Annotated in this window: 16 protein-coding genes; 1 reads left to right on the top strand and 15 read right to left on the bottom strand. The window is 47.7% G+C overall.

The features are described 5' to 3' along the window. Positions 1-13: 13 nt before the first annotated feature. The 14 genes from glyS to rpsU all read right to left on the bottom strand — a co-directional run bounded on the left by glyS (position 14) and on the right by rpsU (position 12,255). Positions 14-2,074: a glycine--tRNA ligase subunit beta gene (gene glyS, locus KNP87_RS05810; RefSeq protein ID WP_214721112.1), complete on the bottom strand. Its 2,061-nt coding sequence runs from the start codon at positions 2,072-2,074 to the stop codon at positions 14-16. Further along, a complete protein-coding gene (gene glyQ, locus KNP87_RS05805; RefSeq protein WP_026833630.1) occupies positions 2,067-2,957 on the bottom strand; it encodes a glycine--tRNA ligase subunit alpha in 891 nt (296 codons plus the stop codon). Before glyQ ends, glyS begins: the two co-directional genes overlap by 8 nt. Positions 2,958-3,243: 286 nt before the next feature. After that, positions 3,244-3,993, bottom strand: a complete 750-nt coding sequence (recO, locus tag KNP87_RS05800; RefSeq protein WP_214721111.1) for a DNA repair protein RecO — start codon at positions 3,991-3,993, stop codon at positions 3,244-3,246. 3 nt (positions 3,994-3,996) lie between these two features. Beyond that, the gene (gene era / locus KNP87_RS05795; RefSeq protein WP_026833632.1) at positions 3,997-4,905 is read right to left on the bottom strand and encodes a GTPase Era; all 909 of its coding nucleotides are present in this window, start codon (positions 4,903-4,905) and stop codon (positions 3,997-3,999) included. After that, entirely contained in the window at positions 4,898-5,296 is a 399-nt protein-coding gene (locus KNP87_RS05790; RefSeq protein WP_026833633.1) for a cytidine deaminase, read from the bottom strand. Before KNP87_RS05790 ends, era begins: the two co-directional genes overlap by 8 nt. A 48-nt stretch (positions 5,297-5,344) precedes the next feature. Next, positions 5,345-5,695 (bottom strand): diacylglycerol kinase, encoded by a 351-nt coding sequence (locus KNP87_RS05785; RefSeq protein WP_214721110.1) that lies wholly within the window; start codon positions 5,693-5,695, stop codon positions 5,345-5,347. Further along, complete coding sequence (gene ybeY / locus KNP87_RS05780) at positions 5,692-6,168, bottom strand: rRNA maturation RNase YbeY (protein WP_214721109.1); 477 nt, start codon at positions 6,166-6,168, stop codon at positions 5,692-5,694. The genes KNP87_RS05785 and ybeY overlap by 4 nt, the downstream gene beginning before the upstream one ends. Continuing rightward, complete coding sequence (locus KNP87_RS05775) at positions 6,165-8,222, bottom strand: HD family phosphohydrolase (protein ID WP_214721108.1); 2,058 nt, start codon at positions 8,220-8,222, stop codon at positions 6,165-6,167. The genes ybeY and KNP87_RS05775 overlap by 4 nt, the downstream gene beginning before the upstream one ends. A gap of 41 nt (positions 8,223-8,263) precedes the next feature. Next, a complete protein-coding gene (locus KNP87_RS05770) occupies positions 8,264-9,226 on the bottom strand; it encodes a PhoH family protein (protein ID WP_051524030.1) in 963 nt (320 codons plus the stop codon). A gap of 227 nt (positions 9,227-9,453) precedes the next feature. Further along, positions 9,454-9,921: a hypothetical protein gene (locus tag KNP87_RS05765; protein WP_214721107.1), complete on the bottom strand. Its 468-nt coding sequence runs from the start codon at positions 9,919-9,921 to the stop codon at positions 9,454-9,456. Between the two features lie 13 nt (positions 9,922-9,934). Continuing rightward, a complete protein-coding gene (gene floA / locus KNP87_RS05760) occupies positions 9,935-10,918 on the bottom strand; it encodes a flotillin-like protein FloA (protein ID WP_026833639.1) in 984 nt (327 codons plus the stop codon). Next, the gene (locus KNP87_RS05755; RefSeq protein WP_035387659.1) at positions 10,915-11,424 is read right to left on the bottom strand and encodes an NfeD family protein; all 510 of its coding nucleotides are present in this window, start codon (positions 11,422-11,424) and stop codon (positions 10,915-10,917) included. Before KNP87_RS05755 ends, floA begins: the two co-directional genes overlap by 4 nt. 189 nt (positions 11,425-11,613) lie before the next feature. Beyond that, positions 11,614-12,060, bottom strand: a complete 447-nt coding sequence (locus tag KNP87_RS05750) for a GatB/YqeY domain-containing protein (protein WP_026833641.1) — start codon at positions 12,058-12,060, stop codon at positions 11,614-11,616. A 21-nt stretch (positions 12,061-12,081) separates the two neighbouring features. After that, positions 12,082-12,255 carry a 30S ribosomal protein S21 gene (rpsU, locus tag KNP87_RS05745; RefSeq protein ID WP_012369719.1) on the bottom strand — a complete coding sequence of 58 codons (174 nt, stop codon included), beginning with the start codon at positions 12,253-12,255 and terminating at the stop codon, positions 12,082-12,084. Positions 12,256-12,565: 310 nt separating this feature from the next. Here rpsU and KNP87_RS05740 point away from each other — a divergent pair, with 310 nt between their 5' ends. Beyond that, complete coding sequence (locus KNP87_RS05740; RefSeq protein WP_026833642.1) at positions 12,566-13,819, top strand: dicarboxylate/amino acid:cation symporter; 1,254 nt, start codon at positions 12,566-12,568, stop codon at positions 13,817-13,819. A gap of 70 nt (positions 13,820-13,889) precedes the next feature. Here KNP87_RS05740 and pulA read toward each other — a convergent pair whose 3' ends face one another. Continuing rightward, complete coding sequence (pulA, locus tag KNP87_RS05735) at positions 13,890-16,802, bottom strand: type I pullulanase (protein WP_214721106.1); 2,913 nt, start codon at positions 16,800-16,802, stop codon at positions 13,890-13,892. Between the last annotated feature and the right edge of the window lie 97 nt (positions 16,803-16,899).

Here is a 16,899-nt window from a genome sequence, read left to right as displayed (position 1 = left end):
ATCCGTCCTTTATTCACACTAAAGTGAGGGCATTGAATCGTGCGACTTTTTCAATCGCTGTCGCAAATCGTTTCATCTCGCTGAGACGATTCGTCCGAACTGCTTCCTCTTCCGCCATGATCATCGTTCCGTCAAAGTAAGCAGTGATTGCAGGAACGCTTGCTTCAAGCACTTGAATCGCCTGCTCATAATCCGCTTTTTCGACAGCTGCTTCGACTTGTGGAATCAACTGTTCGATTTGTTCGTGTAAGGCACGTTCCGCTTCATTTTCAAAGAGCGCTGGATTTACGACGACCACAGACTCGGCTTTCTTCGAGATGTTGAGCACACGACTGAGCTGTTCGACCGTCTTTTTAAACGTCGGACGTTGCGTTGCTTGCTCAAGCATTGCCGCTCGTTTTTCGTTTGCTCCAACCGTCAACTTCGGTTCAAGTGCTGCTTCGATGACATCATGACGATATCCTTTTTCTGATAATCGGAATTTCAGACGTTGATTAAAGAATTCTTCCATCGCTGTCTTTACTTGTTCTGCATCCGCTTGATAAAGCCCTGCTTTTAGTTGTGCCGCAACAACGAATTCGATCAGTTCCGACAAGGTCATGTCAATCTGACGGTCTGAAAGAATCTGAACGATTCCTTGTGCTTGACGACGCAAAGCATATGGATCAGCCGAGCCGCTCGGAATCATCCCGACGCCGAAGAATCCAGCGACACTGTCGAGTTTGTCTAACACGGCCAGCACGGTACCTGTTGGTGTGCTTGGACTCTCATCCCCGGCAAAACGCGGCAGATAATGTTCACGGATCGATGCTGCAACTTCTGCATCTTCCCCCTTCATGTTGGCGTACCGCTCTCCCATCATCCCTTGCAATTCTGTAAACTCATAGACCATCTGACTGACAAGGTCAAATTTATAGATTGTTCCGGCACGTTCCACTTTCGCCGGTTCTGCTCCAAAACGGTCGGCAAGTTGCAACGCCATCTCACGTACACGACGCACTTTTTCACCCGTCGTGCCAAGCTTTTCATGGAAGACGATTTTATCCAAACGGGCTGCTTGCGCATCGATATCAGCCTTTTTATCTTCTTCGTAGAAGAACTGGGCATCCGCCAAGCGGGCCCGAATGACTTTTTCGTTTCCACGGGCCACGTTCTCGATGTGATGCGCGTTTCCGTTGCGGACCGTTACGAAATAGTGTAACAACGTGCCGTTTTTCTTGACCGGGAAATACCGTTGATGTTCCTTCATCGTTGTGATCAGGACTTCTTCCGGAAGTTCAAGATAAGACTCGTCAAAAGCACCGAACAAAGCAGTCGGGTATTCGACGAGATTCGTGACTTCTTCGAGCAGTGACGCATCGATCGGTACTTCGAATCCTTCTTGTTCACTCAACGCGTGGATTTGCTCTTCAATCAACGTCCGGCGTTTGTCATAACTGACGATGACATGTTCTGCCGCGAGTGCCTCGACGTAGGCGTTCGGACGAAGAATCGTAATGTCTTGTCCGAGGAAACGGTGTCCGCGTGATGTCCGTCCGGTTGCGACATCTGCGACCTCAAACGGAATGACTTGATCATCCAGTAAAGCAATCATCCAACGAATTGGACGCATGTACCGTAACGATTGTGTACTCCACCGCATGTTTTTCGGGAACGACATCGCTTCAACGATTTGTTTCAGTCCCGGCATGAGTGTCGCCGTTTCTTGTCCTGACTCTTTACGTACCGCGAAGATATACTCCTCGCCTTTTTCTTCTTGTAAGAATAAATCGTCCGTCGTCAATCCTTTTCCGCGGGCAAATCCCTGAGCTGCTTTTGTCCAGTTTCCGTCTGCATCTTGAGCAATCCGTTTAGCCGGTCCCTTCAGGGTTTCTTCTAAATCCGTTTGACGTTCAGAGATGCCCGTCACGAGAACCGCCAGACGACGTGGTGTTGAAAACGATTCGATGTTCTCGAATGTAATTCGTGCCTCCGTCAAAAACGTCGTGACGCGTTCTTTTAACTGCGTTTCCGATTGCAGAACGAAACGAGCTGGCAGTTCTTCCAGACCGATTTCAAGTAATAGTTCATGCATGCGATTCACCTGCTTTCGATTTAATCAACGGGAAGCCTAACCGTTCCCGTTCTTCAATGAAACTTTGTGCGCAACGGCGAGACATATTCCGAACACGGTGGATGAATCCAGTCCGTTCCGTCACCGAGATCGCCCCTTTTGCGTCCAGCAGGTTAAAGGTATGCGAACATTTTAAGATATAGTCATACGCTGGGAACACGAGATTCTCATCGAGTGCCCGGTTCGCTTCTTTCTCATACTGGTCAAACAATGTGAATAACAGGTCGACATCCGATGTTTCGAACGTGTATTTCGAATGTTCGAATTCCGGTTGATAGAAGATATCACCGTACTTGAATCCATCCGTCCAGACTAAGTCAAAGACACTCTCGACATCCTGAATGTAGGAAGCAAGACGTTCGATGCCGTATGTGATTTCTACGGCAATCGGGCTGCACTCGATTCCGCCGACTTGTTGGAAATATGTGAACTGCGTGATTTCCATTCCGTTTAACCAGACTTCCCAACCGAGACCTGCCGCACCGAACGTCGGATTCTCCCAGTTGTCTTCAACAAAACGAATGTCGTGTTCCAGCGGATTGATTCCGAGCAGTTCAAGGCTTTGTAAATAAAGCTCCTGAATGTTATCCGGTGACGGTTTCATGATGACTTGAAACTGATGGTGTTGATACAAACGGTTTGGGTTTTCTCCGTAACGACCGTCAGCTGGGCGACGGGATGGTTCTGTGTAACAGACGTTCCATGGTTCTGGTCCTAAGCTCCGTAAAAACGTCATCGGGTTCATCGTCCCGGCACCTTTTTCGACATCATATGCCTGCATCGTCAAGCAGCCTTGTTCAGCCCAAAACTTTTGCAGTGTTAAGATCATTTCTTGTACTGTCATCTTCAAGACTTCCACCTCCAAATTTATGAGGGAACGCAAAAACGTCCCTATGTACAACAAGGTTGTACATAGGGACGAGACAAGCCCGCGGTTCCACCCTACTTGCATGACTCAGCATGCCACTCTTTGATCGAGAACACTCAAAAATGCCGTTCACACCTGCTTCATTTCCGGCTCGCACTATCCCGAAATCGCTTGACTGAACATCAGGTGTTACTCCTTTTTCTCATCGTGTTCGTTTAGTTAGTTCTTCCGCACTTATTCTACCGAACGTTCGACTAGTCTGTCAATCGTCTCCAAGATTGAGTAATTGATCAAGAACCCGTTTCGAACGAAGGCGGAGTCCGCTGTACCGCTCCATATAGGCATCCATGATTTGCCGCAACAATCGTTTTGTATCCGGCTTCACTTCCACCTTGCCAATTCGGGAAAAATCATAAACAGAAAAGACGTATAACATCTTAGCCACCGCTTCTGTTAAATATACCGCATGCTCATCTTCGTGCCGGTGACGTTTACACAACAATCCACCATGGTTCAATGAGAAGGCAAACGGCGCTTCGGCACTGCCGCAAATCGTACAGCCGTTTAAGTGCGGGGCAATCCCTAAATGCCGTAATAACCGTAACTCGATGATAAAAGAAACGACGTCCGGATCAAGTCCTTCGTCCATCGCCTCTAGACCATCAACGAACAAGTCATACAGTGCCGGTTGCGGCACCCGCTCATCAAGCGCCTTATCGGCAAGTTCCAACACATACATGGCGTACGCCATCAGGAAAACATCTTGGCGAATGTTCGAATAACCGGTGATGACGTCTGCTGATTTCAGTTGACCGAGACCACGTGAGCGCGGATAGACGTAGACCGCTCGAATAAACGGCTGACTCGCTGCATTAAACCGGCTTCCTGGTTTTTTTGCACCACGGGCCATGACGGCGAGCTTGCCATATTCACGTGTCAACAGCGTAATGATCTTATTTGATTCACCATACACGACCGTTCGTAGTACAAGCCCTTCCGCCTTATCAATCATCGTTTAATACTCGTCGTCGCGGAACCCGAGCTCGCGCAATTGGCCGGCTTTGTTGCGCCAGTCTTTCTGCACCTTCACCCAAAGGTTCAAGTAGACTTTTGTACCAAGCAACATCTCGATGTCCGTCCGGGCTTCTGAACCGATTTCTTTCAGCAACGCCCCGCGTTTTCCGATGATGATCCCTTTTTGTGAATCACGTTCAATCATGATCGTTGCATGGATATCGACCATGTTGCCGTCTTCCCGTGTCTTGATTTGATCAATCGCCACAGCAATCGAGTGCGGGACTTCGTCACGCGTCTTTTGCAGGACTTTTTCCCGAATCATTTCCGAGATGATGAACCGTTCCGGGTGATCAGTAATTTGATCTGCCGGATAGTACATCGGTCCTTCTGGAAGAATCTTAGCGATTTCTTGCAGAAGGGGTTCCACGTTATTCCCTTGCAATGCCGAGATCGGAACGACCGCAGCAAAGTTCAGTTCATTTTGATACGATTCGATGATGGGCGGAATGTCATTCGGGTGAATCAAATCCACCTTGTTCATGACGAGGATGATGGGTGTATCCAGTTCTTTCAGCTTCTCGATGATGAACTCGTCACCTTTTCCTTTTGGTTCCGTCACATTGATCATAAAGAGGATCGCATCGACTTCCCGTAAGGCATTGGTTGCGACCTTCATCATGAAATCGCCCAGTTTATGTTTTGGTTTGTGAATCCCCGGTGTATCAATAAAAATCGTTTGCAGGTCTTCCGTCGTATAAACCCCTTGAATCTTATTCCGCGTCGTTTGCGGCTTATCCGACATGATGGCAATTTTCTGCCCGATGACGCGGTTGAGGAATGTCGATTTCCCGACGTTCGGACGACCGATGATCGAGACGAATCCCGATTTAAATCCTTCTTTAAACATGAAGATCTCCCTTCGTGAATGCACCTGGCAAGAGGGCACCAACCGTTGTTTCCGTGACGTCTCCCGTAAGGTTCGTCAAGTAAACCGGCATATCGGCTTCACACATTTCAAATAAAACTTGGCGGCACTGGCCACATGGTGCGACCGGACCTTCTGTATCGGCTACGACAGCAATGGCTGCGTATTCACGTGCGTCTTGCGCCCAAGCAGAGAAAATCGCTGTCCGCTCGGCACAGTTACAAAGACCATACGCTGCATTTTCGATGTTGCATCCGTGGAAGACTTGTCCGTCTTTCGTCAGTAAGGCAGCTCCGACTTGGAACTTGGAATAAGGTACATACGCTTTTTCGCGTGCAAGTTTAGCTTGTTCGAGTAATTGTTCTGTTTTCATGTCATTTTCCCCTTTTAGCAACTTTGTTGGCCAAAAAAGGCCGGATTCTTATTGTACCAAATATGGGACGAAGATGCATAGTGCAATTGCAATTGATGTAAGCGCCAACACCAGAACTGCTCCACTGGCAATGTCTTTTGCCGCTTTTGCAAGCGGATGCCATTCCTCCGTCACAAGATCCACCGTCCGCTCAAAAGCCGTATTAAACATTTCCGCACTCAGCACGACACCGACCGTCAAACATAGGATTGCCCGCTCGACTGCCGTCAGCGGCAAATAAAACGCGACCAGTAATACGACCATTCCAATGACAACATGCACCTTCATATGCCGTTCTTCTTTTAAGGCTTGACGGATTCCGTTCATCGCATGGACAAACGGTAACCACCACGTCTTCACAACTTTCCTCGATACAGCTCGAAGTGGTGTAAGATTTCCTCCTGCCGCTTCGTCATGATTTCTTCGTCCGCTTTCTCGATATGGTCATATCCGAGAAGGTGGAGAAAACCATGCACCGCTAAAAATCCAAGTTCCCGTTCAAAATGATTGCCGTATTCAGCTGCTTGTTCCCGGCACCGTTCGACCGAAATGATTAAATCACCGAGGACAACGGGCTCATCTTCGAGCAACTGAAAGTCGATTTCATCTTCTCCCAGTTCATCCATCGCAAACGAAATCACGTCCGTCGCCTGGTCTTTCCCACGCCATTCCCGGTTGATCTGCTGGATTTCATCATTGGTCACGAAAGTAACGGACAGTTCACTGTTACTTTCAATTTCCTCTTCCTTTGCCGTATACACTAAAATCGATTCGACCAGTTTCAATTGGTCCTCGTTCAACAATGTACCTTCATCTGTCATATAGATATTCATGTCGATTCCTCTTTCTTTAACTCAGGATATTCAATGCGTTCGTGGAATAACCCCGATAACGTATGACAAGCACTGTCACCAACACGGTAAATATCACGTGTCGTCATGTCACATTCGGAAAATTGATCATCGAGCAGCTTTTCTCGAATGATTTTTTTAACCAATTCCCGAATGCCTTCTTCCGTCGGTGATTTCATCGAACGGACTGCCGCTTCAATCGAATCGACGATCATGATGACGGCCGCCTCGCGTGATTGTGGCTTTGGACCACTGTAACGGAAATCCGCTTCGTTTACTTCGCCTTGTTCAGTCGCCTTGACATAAAAGTACCGTAATAACGATGTCCCGTGGTGCTCCCGGCAAATATCGACAATCACACCCGGTATCTTGGCTTCTTCCAGCAAGTCGACCCCGTCATCTGTATGGGCCAGAATGACCCGTGCCGACTCTTCCGGTTTGAGACGATCATGCGGATTCAACCCATGTTGATTTTCAATGAAATAAAGCGGCCGCCGGGTTTTGCCCAAATCATGATAATACGCACCGGCACGGGCTAGCAACCCATCCGCACCGATCGCTTCACATGCCGTCTCGGCAAGGTTTGCGACCATCATACTGTGGTGATAGGTGCCAGGCGCCTCGACCAACAATTTTTTTAGAAGCGGATGTGTCGGATTCAATAATTCCAGTAAACGCGTCGGTGCCAAGATGCCGAATGTCATTTCGAGGAACGGCAACAGCCCAATCGCAAAAATCGCACTCAAGACACCGCTCGCAATCGCAAATCCAATCAAGTATGAGGTTTCCTTCAGTTCAAGTTGCCCGGTCCGCATCAAAACAAATGCCAGAAACACAGCAATATTAGCCGCTGCGATTGTCAAACTGCTGATGAAGATACGGCGTCGGGATAAGCTCGATCGCAAAAAGTACGTCGCAACTAGCCCCCCCACCAACAGATAAATCGCGATGTTAAAGCTGAAATTCTGATTCGTGCTGTAGAAAAACGTCCCCGCTAATGCCATGAACAGCGTGCTCGATAATGCAATCCGCTCATTCAGCAAGTTGCGTAACACGAGTGCTGAAAACGCCGTCGGAGTGAGTAAGTACAAGGCAGGATTGATATCCTCCGCTAAGAATGCCATCCCGTACGTAACGATGAGCTGAAGTATGACGACGAGATAGACGAGGCTAAACAACTTCACCTTCCCCATCTTTGCATAACGGAGATTCGAACGACCGATGAAGCCGTACAATAACAACGTCATCAAGCCGCTTAAGATCAATGTCCCGAGCAACGGTTTAAAGGATTGCCGGTCTGAGATCAGCCCGACAAGTTGCAGTTGCCGGTAGGCATCTTGAGAAATCACTTCCCCTCGTTTGACGATGACCTCCCCTTCCGAAATCAGGACCGGCTCGACTTTATCATTCGTCTGCTTACGCAACTGTTCCGTTTTCTCCGGGTCATACACATAGTTCGTCACAATCAATTGGTCCGTCAACGTTTTTCCGACGGCTTTCAAAGAAAAGGACAACGGTGACCGTTCAATGTCGAGCCGTGCATTTTCACGCGCTTCCGCCACTTCACCACCATCGGAAGAAATACGTTGCCGCATCGCCTCTTCAATCGCTGTGATCACGACGTCACGCGCTGTATTCCGGACTGCTGTCGACGAGGTGGCTAGAAGACGCAGTTCATCATCTTTCAGCAAATCAGCGGCTTCGGTTCCCCGGAGACGCTGTTTGATTTTACCGACGTCTTCGGCTTCCGTAATCCCTTTCAGGCTCGCAAAAAGCTGTTCGACTTTATCGATTTGTTGTGTTGCATATTCCTGCTTGATCGTATACTGGCTGTCGATGGCTGCCACCGTGTTTTCCTTCAACAGCCTTGTCGCTTCTCGATCTTCGATGGTCAACGGAGATCGAATATCTTCTTCCGCAATAGAAAAAGGTTCCGCCGACAATGCTTCCGGTCGGACACTTACGTACATCATCGTCGAGATGATGACGTAAAAGCCGAGCGTCAGCAGACTGATCCATATGCCTGCTTTACGCATCCGTTCGTCTCCTTTCCACTCTGTGATTCATCTGCCACGGTTCAGTCGAGTTCTTGACTGTACGCATCAATGATTTTTCGGACAAGTGGATGTCGGACGACATCAGCCGAGCTGAAGTGTTCAAAATGGATTCCCCGGACGTTCCCAAGTAGATTCAAGGCCTCCTGCAACCCAGATGCTTTCCCGCGTGGTAAATCGACTTGGGTCAGGTCACCGGTGACAATCATTTTGGAATGGAACCCAAGGCGTGTCAAAAACATTTTCATTTGTTCCCGTGTCGTATTTTGCGCTTCATCCAAAATGACGAAAGCATGCTCGAGTGTTCGGCCCCGCATGTAAGCAAGCGGCGCGATTTCAATCACACCACGTTCTAATAAACGCGCAGTATGTTCTACCCCCAACACATCATGCAACGCATCGTAGAGAGGACGCAGGTACGGATCGACCTTCTCTTTTAAATCTCCCGGTAAGAACCCAAGATTTTCGCCGGCTTCGACGGCCGGTCGTGTGAGGACCAGTCGTTTGACATGCCCTTCTTTTAAGGCACGTGCTGCCATGACGACCGCAAGATACGTTTTCCCCGTTCCGGCTGGTCCGATCCCAAACGTCAAATCACATTTTTCAATTCCCCGGACATAACGTGCTTGTCCCAATGTTTTCGCCCGGAGTGGTTTTCCTTTATGGTTCGTATGGATAACCGTGTCATATAATTCCAGCAATTCATCGACACGATCTTGTCGTGCCAACTGAATCGCACTGGTCGCATCCCGTTCCGTCAAGACTGCGCCACGATCCACAAGCTGTTTTAAAACGCCGACCACTTGTTTCGCCAAAACAACAGCACGTTCTTCTTCTGCCTGTGCCAGCAACTCATCTCCCCGATGTGTCAGTTGCACGTCCAGTTCCGCTTCCATCGTTTTTAGTACGGCATCGTTCGGTCCTACGAATGCTTGAATCTGTTCTGAATTCGAAAATGCAAATGGGATTCTTTCATTAAATATCACGTTATGATTGGCCTCCTAATGATGGATAACAGTACGTCATCTCTACAAATCTGTTCTAGTCCACTTTAGCATTTCCGAATAATACTTGGAAGGAAAAACCCATCCTCAAGATGTGGTTTCCTTGTTTTAACTCTTTTCGTTTTCGATCCTTGCTGAGCCCTTGATTTTTTCGTCGTGTCTTCACAAAAACAGATCAGCTCTCCACTGACACGAGAGCTGACCTGTTTTTAACGATGCGGGGACTTAGACGTCCGTTTTGATACCGGCGGTCCAAGGACTTCACTCCAGATGATCGCCTGGCGGATTTCCTCTTGCGTTGTCTGCATCCCTTTTTTCTCGTCCCGTCTTTTTCCAATCTCATCACTTGAAATACTTCCCGTGATTTTGCCCAAATTCGATCGTGCTTGTTTCTGAGCTTTCACACGATCGCGTTCGTCCAAGCGTTGTTGCAATTCGGTCCGCTGATGCTTGACCGGTTGTGTCTGTTTTTGTTGTTTCCGCTTAATCGGAGGTGGAACCTCTCGATTTTCCGGAAGCTTCGTTTCCACTTGATCGACCATTTTCTTGACATAGTCGCCAAATTCTTTAGAGGGAACACGTGTTGAAGAACTGGTCTTCTTTTGATCGGCTGCTTTTGAGATAACCGAGATGACACCAAAGGCAATCATCAAACCGACCCAAATTAAGCTTTCCATCCTAGATCACCCTTTATTGTGAGTCGTTCGGCGAAGACTGCCCACCAATGGCTTGACGCATTTTTGTATCCGCCGTCACGTTCAAGTAGTTGGCATAATCCATTACGCTGAAGTTTCCGTCACGCAATGCTTCTGCGATTGCCAGTGGAACTTCGGCTTCTGCCGCAACAACTTTGGCACGCATTTCTTCGACACGTGATTTCATTTCTTGTTCGCTCGCAATCGCCATTGCCCGACGTTCTTCGGCTTTGGCTTGGGCGATGTTTTTGTCGGCTTCCGCTTGGTCCGTTTGGAGAACCGCGCCGATGTTTTTTCCGATATCAATATCCGCGATATCGATCGAGAGAATTTCAAAGGCTGTTCCTGAGTCTAGACCTTTCGCAAGGACGGTCCGCGAAATCATTTCTGGATTTTCAAGCACTTCTTTTTGATCTTGACACGAACCGATTGTCGAGATGACACCTTCGCCGACACGCGCGATGACGGTTTCTTCACCCGCACCACCAACGAGGCGGTCGATGTTGGCACGTACGGTAATCCGTGCTTTTGCTTTTACTTCAATCCCGTTCATCGCGACACCTGCAATAAATGGCGTTTCGATGACTTTCGGGTTAACGGACATCTGAACGGCTTCGAGCACGTTTCGACCTGCTAAATCAATTGCTGCGGCCCGTTCGAAACTGAGTTCGATATTAGCACGATGTGCAGCAATCAACGCGTTGACAACACGGTCAACGTTACCACCGGCAAGAAAATGACTTTCCAGTTGGTTCGTATTGAGGTTGATCCCGGCTTTGACGGCCTTGATCAATGGATTGACGATTTTCGATGGCGTAACGCGACGGAGTCGCATCCCGACAAGTGTGAAGATCGAAACCCGGACGCCGGCTGCAAGCGAGCTGATCCAGAGTGGAATTGGAACAAGTGTAAAGAAGATCGCGAGGAAAATAAGTATTCCTCCTGATATGAGTAGAACGGTCAATAATTCAGGTGTCATGTGAGTGACTCCTCCTTCGTTTTTTGGACTCGAACGATGACTCGTCCGTGTGTGACGTCTTGAACGACGACTTGTTCTCCAGAGCTGATGAAGCTACCTTCCGTGACCGCATCGACTCGATTCCCGTCGATTTCAATCGTTCCTGCAGGACGAAGTGGTGTCAAACTGAGCCCCACTTTCCCACGTAGTTGTTCCTTGTCTTGATGAGACAAGTATCCTTTTTCAGACGATGTGGAGTCTGTTAAGATCAACCCTCTCCACAGTAATGACTGATTCGATTTGATCCGACGATATGCCCAGAACCCGGCAGCCAGCGACAAAAAGACTGCCAACCCTACTGCAAGACCCACTTGACCAACCGTTGCTCCTGCCATGATTAAGCTGGCAAGGACAGCACCGATTCCAAGTACGCCGAATATACCGAATCCAGTCACGAATATCTCGACCAGTAACATGATGACACCGATCATGAAGACCGCTAAAATCATCCCTAAGCTAAAAGACATTACTCCGTTCACCCCTTTTTCATCAGAATCAGACGACAAACAAATTTCCTCTTTCTGAACATGGCTCATTGTTACTATTATTATATACGCTTTCATCTCAGAAAAGGTTTCATAACTTTTTCTAAGTTCCGAATTTTCCGAATTCATCGAACAAAAAAAGGCATCCCGAAGGACACCTTTCAAAACGGGTTAATTCAGTTGTTGTTTCACAAGCCGATTAATCAAGGCACCGTCCGCCTTACCCTTGAGTTGCGGCATGACGATCCCCATTACTTTCCCCATATCAGAAGGAGCCGAGGCACCCGTCTTCGCAATTGCTGCATCAACGATTTCCTGGACTTCTTCTTCCGAAAGTTGTTTTGGCATATAAGCTTCGAGCACGATTATCTCTGCTTGAATCTTCTCGACGAGGTCGTGACGATCAGCGCGTTCGAATTCTCGGAGGGAGTCGTTGCGCTGTTTCATCTCACGTGAGAGTATAGTTAGCTCTTCCTCATCAGTTAATTCTTGCTTACCGAGTTTAATCGCTTCATTTTGCAGGGACGACTTCACCATCCGAATCGTCGTAAGACGATCTTTCTCACGCGAACGCATGGCTTCCTTCATATCCGCTGTCAAACGCTCTTGAAGACTCATGAGGATACACCCTCTCTTACGTTAGAACTTCTTACGCTTACGCGCAGCCTCCGATTTAAGCTTACGTTTTACACTTGGCTTTTCGTAGTGTTTACGTTTACGAACTTCAGCAAGCGTACCATCTTTTGAAACACCACGTTTGAAGCGGCGAAGTGCGTCTTCAAGTGATTCATTTTTACGTACACGAGTTTCCACTAGTTTTCCCTCCCTCCGATATTACCGACTAAAGGAAACGTGTCAGACACGTCATACAACATTATAGTAGGAATATACAATTTGGTCAATAGTTGATTGACCGGTTTTGGATCATTCCCGAGATGTTCCTTTTTGTTCTTTTCTATCCTCTCATGTCACCCCATTATTTACAACAGATTCATGGTTTTTTGCTGAAAAAATTCGAAATAATTTGTAAGCGTTTTCTTAAAATTTTTAAAATGTTTTGTCAAAACGGTGAATGATGTGTCAAAATAGACACAGTTATCTGAAAAAGGAGTTGTTCTCATTTATGAAAGAAGCCAAACGAATTATTTGGGGATTGATCCTCGGGGTCATTCTCGGAATCATTCTCGCAACGTTACCAGACAAATCAATCTATGAAGGATTGAATAAGTATGCACTTCAACCAATCGGTACGATTTTCTTGAACTTGATTAAGATGCTTGTCGTGCCGATCGTCTTCTTCTCGATTACGCTTGGTGTCATGGGACTCGGGAATCCAAAGGAACTTGGCCGGGTCGGCGGAAAAGCCATCGGTTATTTCATGACGACGACGGCTGTTGCCATCGTCATCGCACTTGGTTTGTCGTTACTGATCAAACCGGGTACGTTCGGCAACTTTGCAACCGACAACTTGGAATATGACCAAGGAAACTTACCGGATACCAGCTTGATCAATACGATTGTCGGAATGTTCCCGACGAATCCGATCACGTCGATGGCAGAAGGCAACATGTTGCAAATCATCGTCTTCAGCGTCTTTATCGGTTTCGGAATCACATTCCTCGGCAGTAAAGTATCGACTTTACGGTCATTCGTCGAACAAGGAAATGACTTGATGACGTATTTGATTGGTCTCGTCATGAAGATGGCACCACTCGGCGCATTCGCTTTGATTGCCTCTGCCGTCGGTTCACAAGGATTTGATTCCTTAAAAGCAATGGCTCTCTACATGGGTGTCGTCATCCTGGCATTGATTGTCCATTCCCTGTTGACGTACGGTTCGACCGTCTCGTTGCTCGGAAAGATGAATCCGTTTTTCTTCTTCAAGAAGTTTGCTCCCGTCATGTTGTTTGCCTTCTCGACTTCGTCGTCGAACGCGACGTTACCGGTCGCTATGCAAACCGCACAACGTGAGTTAAAAGTTCCACGCTCCGTGTCAAGTTTCGTCCAACCACTTGGTGCGACGATCAATATGGATGGGACAGCGATCATGCAAGGGGTCGCGACCGTCTTTATCGCTCAGGTATATGGAATTGATTTATCGCCTGCTCAACTCGCAACCGTTGTCTTGACTGCCGTTCTCGCATCTGTCGGAACAGCCGGCGTACCGGGTGTCGGTCTCGTCATGCTGACGATGGTTCTTCAGTCAGTCAACCTGCCTGTTGAAGGGATCGCCTTGATCATCGGTGTCGACCGCCTGCTCGATATGATGCGGACAGCCGTCAACATCACGGGTGACGCTGCTTGTGCCGTCATCGTCGCGAAATCGGAAGAAGGTAATCTGAACGAAGAAGAGGAAGAAGACGAGCGTTACGCTTAATTTTTCCTTGATCACAAAAAACGTATCGCCTCTGTGAATGATTCACAGAGGCGATACGTTTTTTACTTGTTTATTTTTTTAACACGTAAGAACTGAGTGGGTCGACCGTAAGGCTGCCCGACACTTTTTTAAGTGTTTTCGTTCCCGCGGTTTTACCGTCGACGATCACGTTCCACGTCCCTTTTGGCAACGTCATCTTGACGGCTTGACGTTTCGCATTATGGACGACATACAGATCGGTTTTTTGTTGTGGAGCTTCATCTGCCAATTGATAAGCAACGACTTGTTCCGGTGCATCCTTAAACGTCAGGTAGCGGCGGATGTCTTTTGCTGAACCGAGATGCAGAGCCGGATTCGCTTTTCGGACTTGAATCAGTCCTTTCATGTAATCCACATCGGCTTGACGGTCCATTTTTAATTTCCAATCCAGTTGATTGACGGAATCCGGTGACTTGTACGAATTGTGGTCGCCACCTTTTGTCCGCATGAAATCTTGACCGGCATGGATGAAGGTTGTTCCTTGTGACGTCAGCAGGATGCTTGACGCCAAGCGGTGCATCTTTGTTTTTGTTGCATCGGTATCTTGCGGATTCGTTAAGTTTAACTTGTCCCATAATGTGTGGTTATCATGGGCTTCGACATACGTGATGGCTTGATCGGGTTCTGCTGTGAAACCGGTGATTTCTTTGTTATAGGCAATCTCACCGACAACCCCGCGCTTGATGCGTGTTTCAAGACCTGCCTTACCGTTGACGAAACCGGCTTCCGTATCTTCAAAAACACTTCCTTTGAGCGCATCCCGCAAGTTGTCGTTAAAGTGTGCGATGCCCGGCATCTGCTTGGCATTCGTCTGATTGGCTTTTTCGGCTTCCGGAAGTGGTGTTCCAAGGCTCCATCCTTCTCCGAAGACGAGGATTGACGGATCGATTTTAGTTGTCGTCCGCTTGACGGCATTCATCGTCTTGACGTCATGAATCCCCATTAAATCAAAACGGAATCCGTCCCAACGGTATTCTTTTGCCCAGTAGTCAACCGAATCGACGATCAGTTTATGCATCATCTTGCGTTCGGAAGCCGTATCGTTTCCGACACCTGTGCCGTTCGCCAGATCGCCGCCTTCTGTGTAGCGGTAGTAATAGCCTGGGACGATTTTATCCAAGTTTGAAGCTTTCGCATCAAACATATGGTTGTAGACGACGTCCATGACGGCACGTAATCCGTTGTCATGTAATCCTTGAATCATTTGTTTCATCTCTTTGATCCGGACTTTTGGATCATAGGCATTGGTTGCGTAAGAACCTTCAGGCGCATTGTAGTTTTTCGGATCATAGCCCCAGTTGTATGTTTTAAGGGGATTCGTCTCATCGACGGACGCCGTATTGAAGTCATACACCGGAATGAATTGGACGTGAGTAATTCCCAATTCTTTTAAGTGATCGAGTCCGGTTTTCGTTTTTGTTTTTTTGCCGTCCTTCAACAGACGTGTTCCCGGCTCGATGACACCGAGATACTTTCCTTTTTGCTTGATGCCTGAATCGTATGTCGTACCTGTCACATCAAACATCGACAAGTCACGGACATGCGTTTCGTAGATGATGGCATCCGTTGCCTCTTTTAACGGCATTTTTGTTTTGGTCCAACGTTTTGGATCCGTTTCATTTAAATCGACGACGACGCCTTGATCCCCGTTGACGGCAACTGCCGTCGCATATGGGTCAACCGCTCGTGTCGTTTCTTTGGCATGCTTGACTTCATACGTGTAGCCTGTTCCGTCAAGGTCTCCCTTGACCGTGACGCTAAAGACACCACGGTCGCCGCGGACCATTTTCACTTCACGCACGATATCTTTAGTTGTTGCTGCTTGTTTTTTCGGTAACTTGTACAGTTCGAGTTCCACTGCTTGAGCTGTCGGTGCCCAGACCCGGAACGTCGTTTTGCCTTTTTGATAGACTGTACCGAGTTTGCCATCGTACGCATACTTTTGATCAAAGGCATCGGAACGCAGGACTTTCCCCGCTTCTAAAATCCCTTCGCCAAAGACCGGATGTGACACGGTGACGACATTCGCCAGATCGATGTCAGAGGTGACCGTGACTTCAAGCGTCTTCGCATCAACTTGTTTTACGACCGGCTTGACCAGTCCTTTAAACGTTAACGCTTTTACATCTTCCGCCGTAATCGGCGAGTTGGTTTTCAGCGTCATGGTTTTAAAATCATCGGCCAGGAAACTTGTGAATTTGGGTGTCCGGTCGATGTCCGGTTTACTGTAATAAATGGTTTGATCGCCTTCAATCAACCAAATGTCTTTTGCTCCGGCGTAATAAAAACGATCCGCTCCGTCTTTTTCAGACCATCCTTCGATGTGCGGAATGATTCCGACAAGACGCTCCTTTGTTGTATTCGTCAACGTGACGTTGGCAACAGCACCAAACTCATCTTGACCATTAAACTCAAATCGTTTTCCATCCTGGGCGTTTGGCCATGCCCATACCCCGTACTTGTCGTAGTCATTATCGTAACGGTAGTAATGAATGTTCGTATTGACATCCTCAACGTCGCTGCCACCTGTTGGATTGACAGGTGATACTTCTTTACTGCCTGATTCGATCCAGACTTCTGCGACCCCGTCCTTGATCATATCTTTTGTGATGAAACGGTCGTTTTCCGAACCGGGATCTTTGTTCCATGAATCATCGCGGACGATGAATCCGATTTTTTCCGGTTGATCCACTGGAAATTCATAAGCTGCGATTTTCCCGTAAGCATCTTCGCCGTTAAAGGCGTGTGCCTTGTTCGGGAAATAATCTGGTCCGTTCGCCCATAACCAGAGATTCCAATCTTTTTCTGACGTTTTATCTTCTTTGTAGTGAATGATGACGAGTGTCGATTTGCCTTTTTCCAGTGCCAAGCTGTTTACTGGAAACAAACTAAACATCAGTGCAAACGTTAGCACAACTGCACAGACTGATTTCAATCGATTCATGCCGTATCCTCCTTGGATTTATGTAATCGTTTTCATTTCCATTCTCCATTCGTTCTGCTTGTCTGTCAAAGCTTATTTTAGTCTGCTAAAGAAAATA

This window comes from Exiguobacterium sp. s192 (genome assembly GCF_018618795.1).
GTDB classification, from domain to species: domain Bacteria; phylum Bacillota; class Bacilli; order Exiguobacteriales; family Exiguobacteriaceae; genus Exiguobacterium_A; species Exiguobacterium_A undae.
The sequence above is the reverse complement of the archived record's forward strand: the minus strand, read 5'-3'. Positions and strand labels throughout refer to the sequence as shown.

Coding starts and splice junctions, on each gene's coding strand:
- glyS (WP_214721112.1), bottom strand. CDS start 2,074: ATGCATGAACTATTACTTGAAATCGGTCTGGAAGAACTGCCAGCTCGT.
- glyQ (WP_026833630.1), bottom strand. CDS start 2,957: ATGACAGTACAAGAAATGATCTTAACACTGCAAAAGTTTTGGGCTGAA.
- recO (WP_214721111.1), bottom strand. CDS start 3,993: ATGATTGATAAGGCGGAAGGGCTTGTACTACGAACGGTCGTGTATGGT.
- era (WP_026833632.1), bottom strand. CDS start 4,905: ATGTTTAAAGAAGGATTTAAATCGGGATTCGTCTCGATCATCGGTCGT.
- KNP87_RS05790 (WP_026833633.1), bottom strand. CDS start 5,296: ATGAAAACAGAACAATTACTCGAACAAGCTAAACTTGCACGCGAAAAA.
- ybeY (WP_214721109.1), bottom strand. CDS start 6,168: ATGAATATCTATATGACAGATGAAGGTACATTGTTGAACGAGGACCAA.
- KNP87_RS05775 (WP_214721108.1), bottom strand. CDS start 8,222: ATGCGTAAAGCAGGCATATGGATCAGTCTGCTGACGCTCGGCTTTTAC.
- KNP87_RS05765 (WP_214721107.1), bottom strand. CDS start 9,921: ATGGAAAGCTTAATTTGGGTCGGTTTGATGATTGCCTTTGGTGTCATC.
- floA (WP_026833639.1), bottom strand. CDS start 10,918: ATGACACCTGAATTATTGACCGTTCTACTCATATCAGGAGGAATACTT.
- KNP87_RS05755 (WP_035387659.1), bottom strand. CDS start 11,424: ATGTCTTTTAGCTTAGGGATGATTTTAGCGGTCTTCATGATCGGTGTC.
- KNP87_RS05750 (WP_026833641.1), bottom strand. CDS start 12,060: ATGAGTCTTCAAGAGCGTTTGACAGCGGATATGAAGGAAGCCATGCGT.
- KNP87_RS05740 (WP_026833642.1), top strand. CDS start 12,566: ATGAAAGAAGCCAAACGAATTATTTGGGGATTGATCCTCGGGGTCATT.
- pulA (WP_214721106.1), bottom strand. CDS start 16,802: ATGAATCGATTGAAATCAGTCTGTGCAGTTGTGCTAACGTTTGCACTG.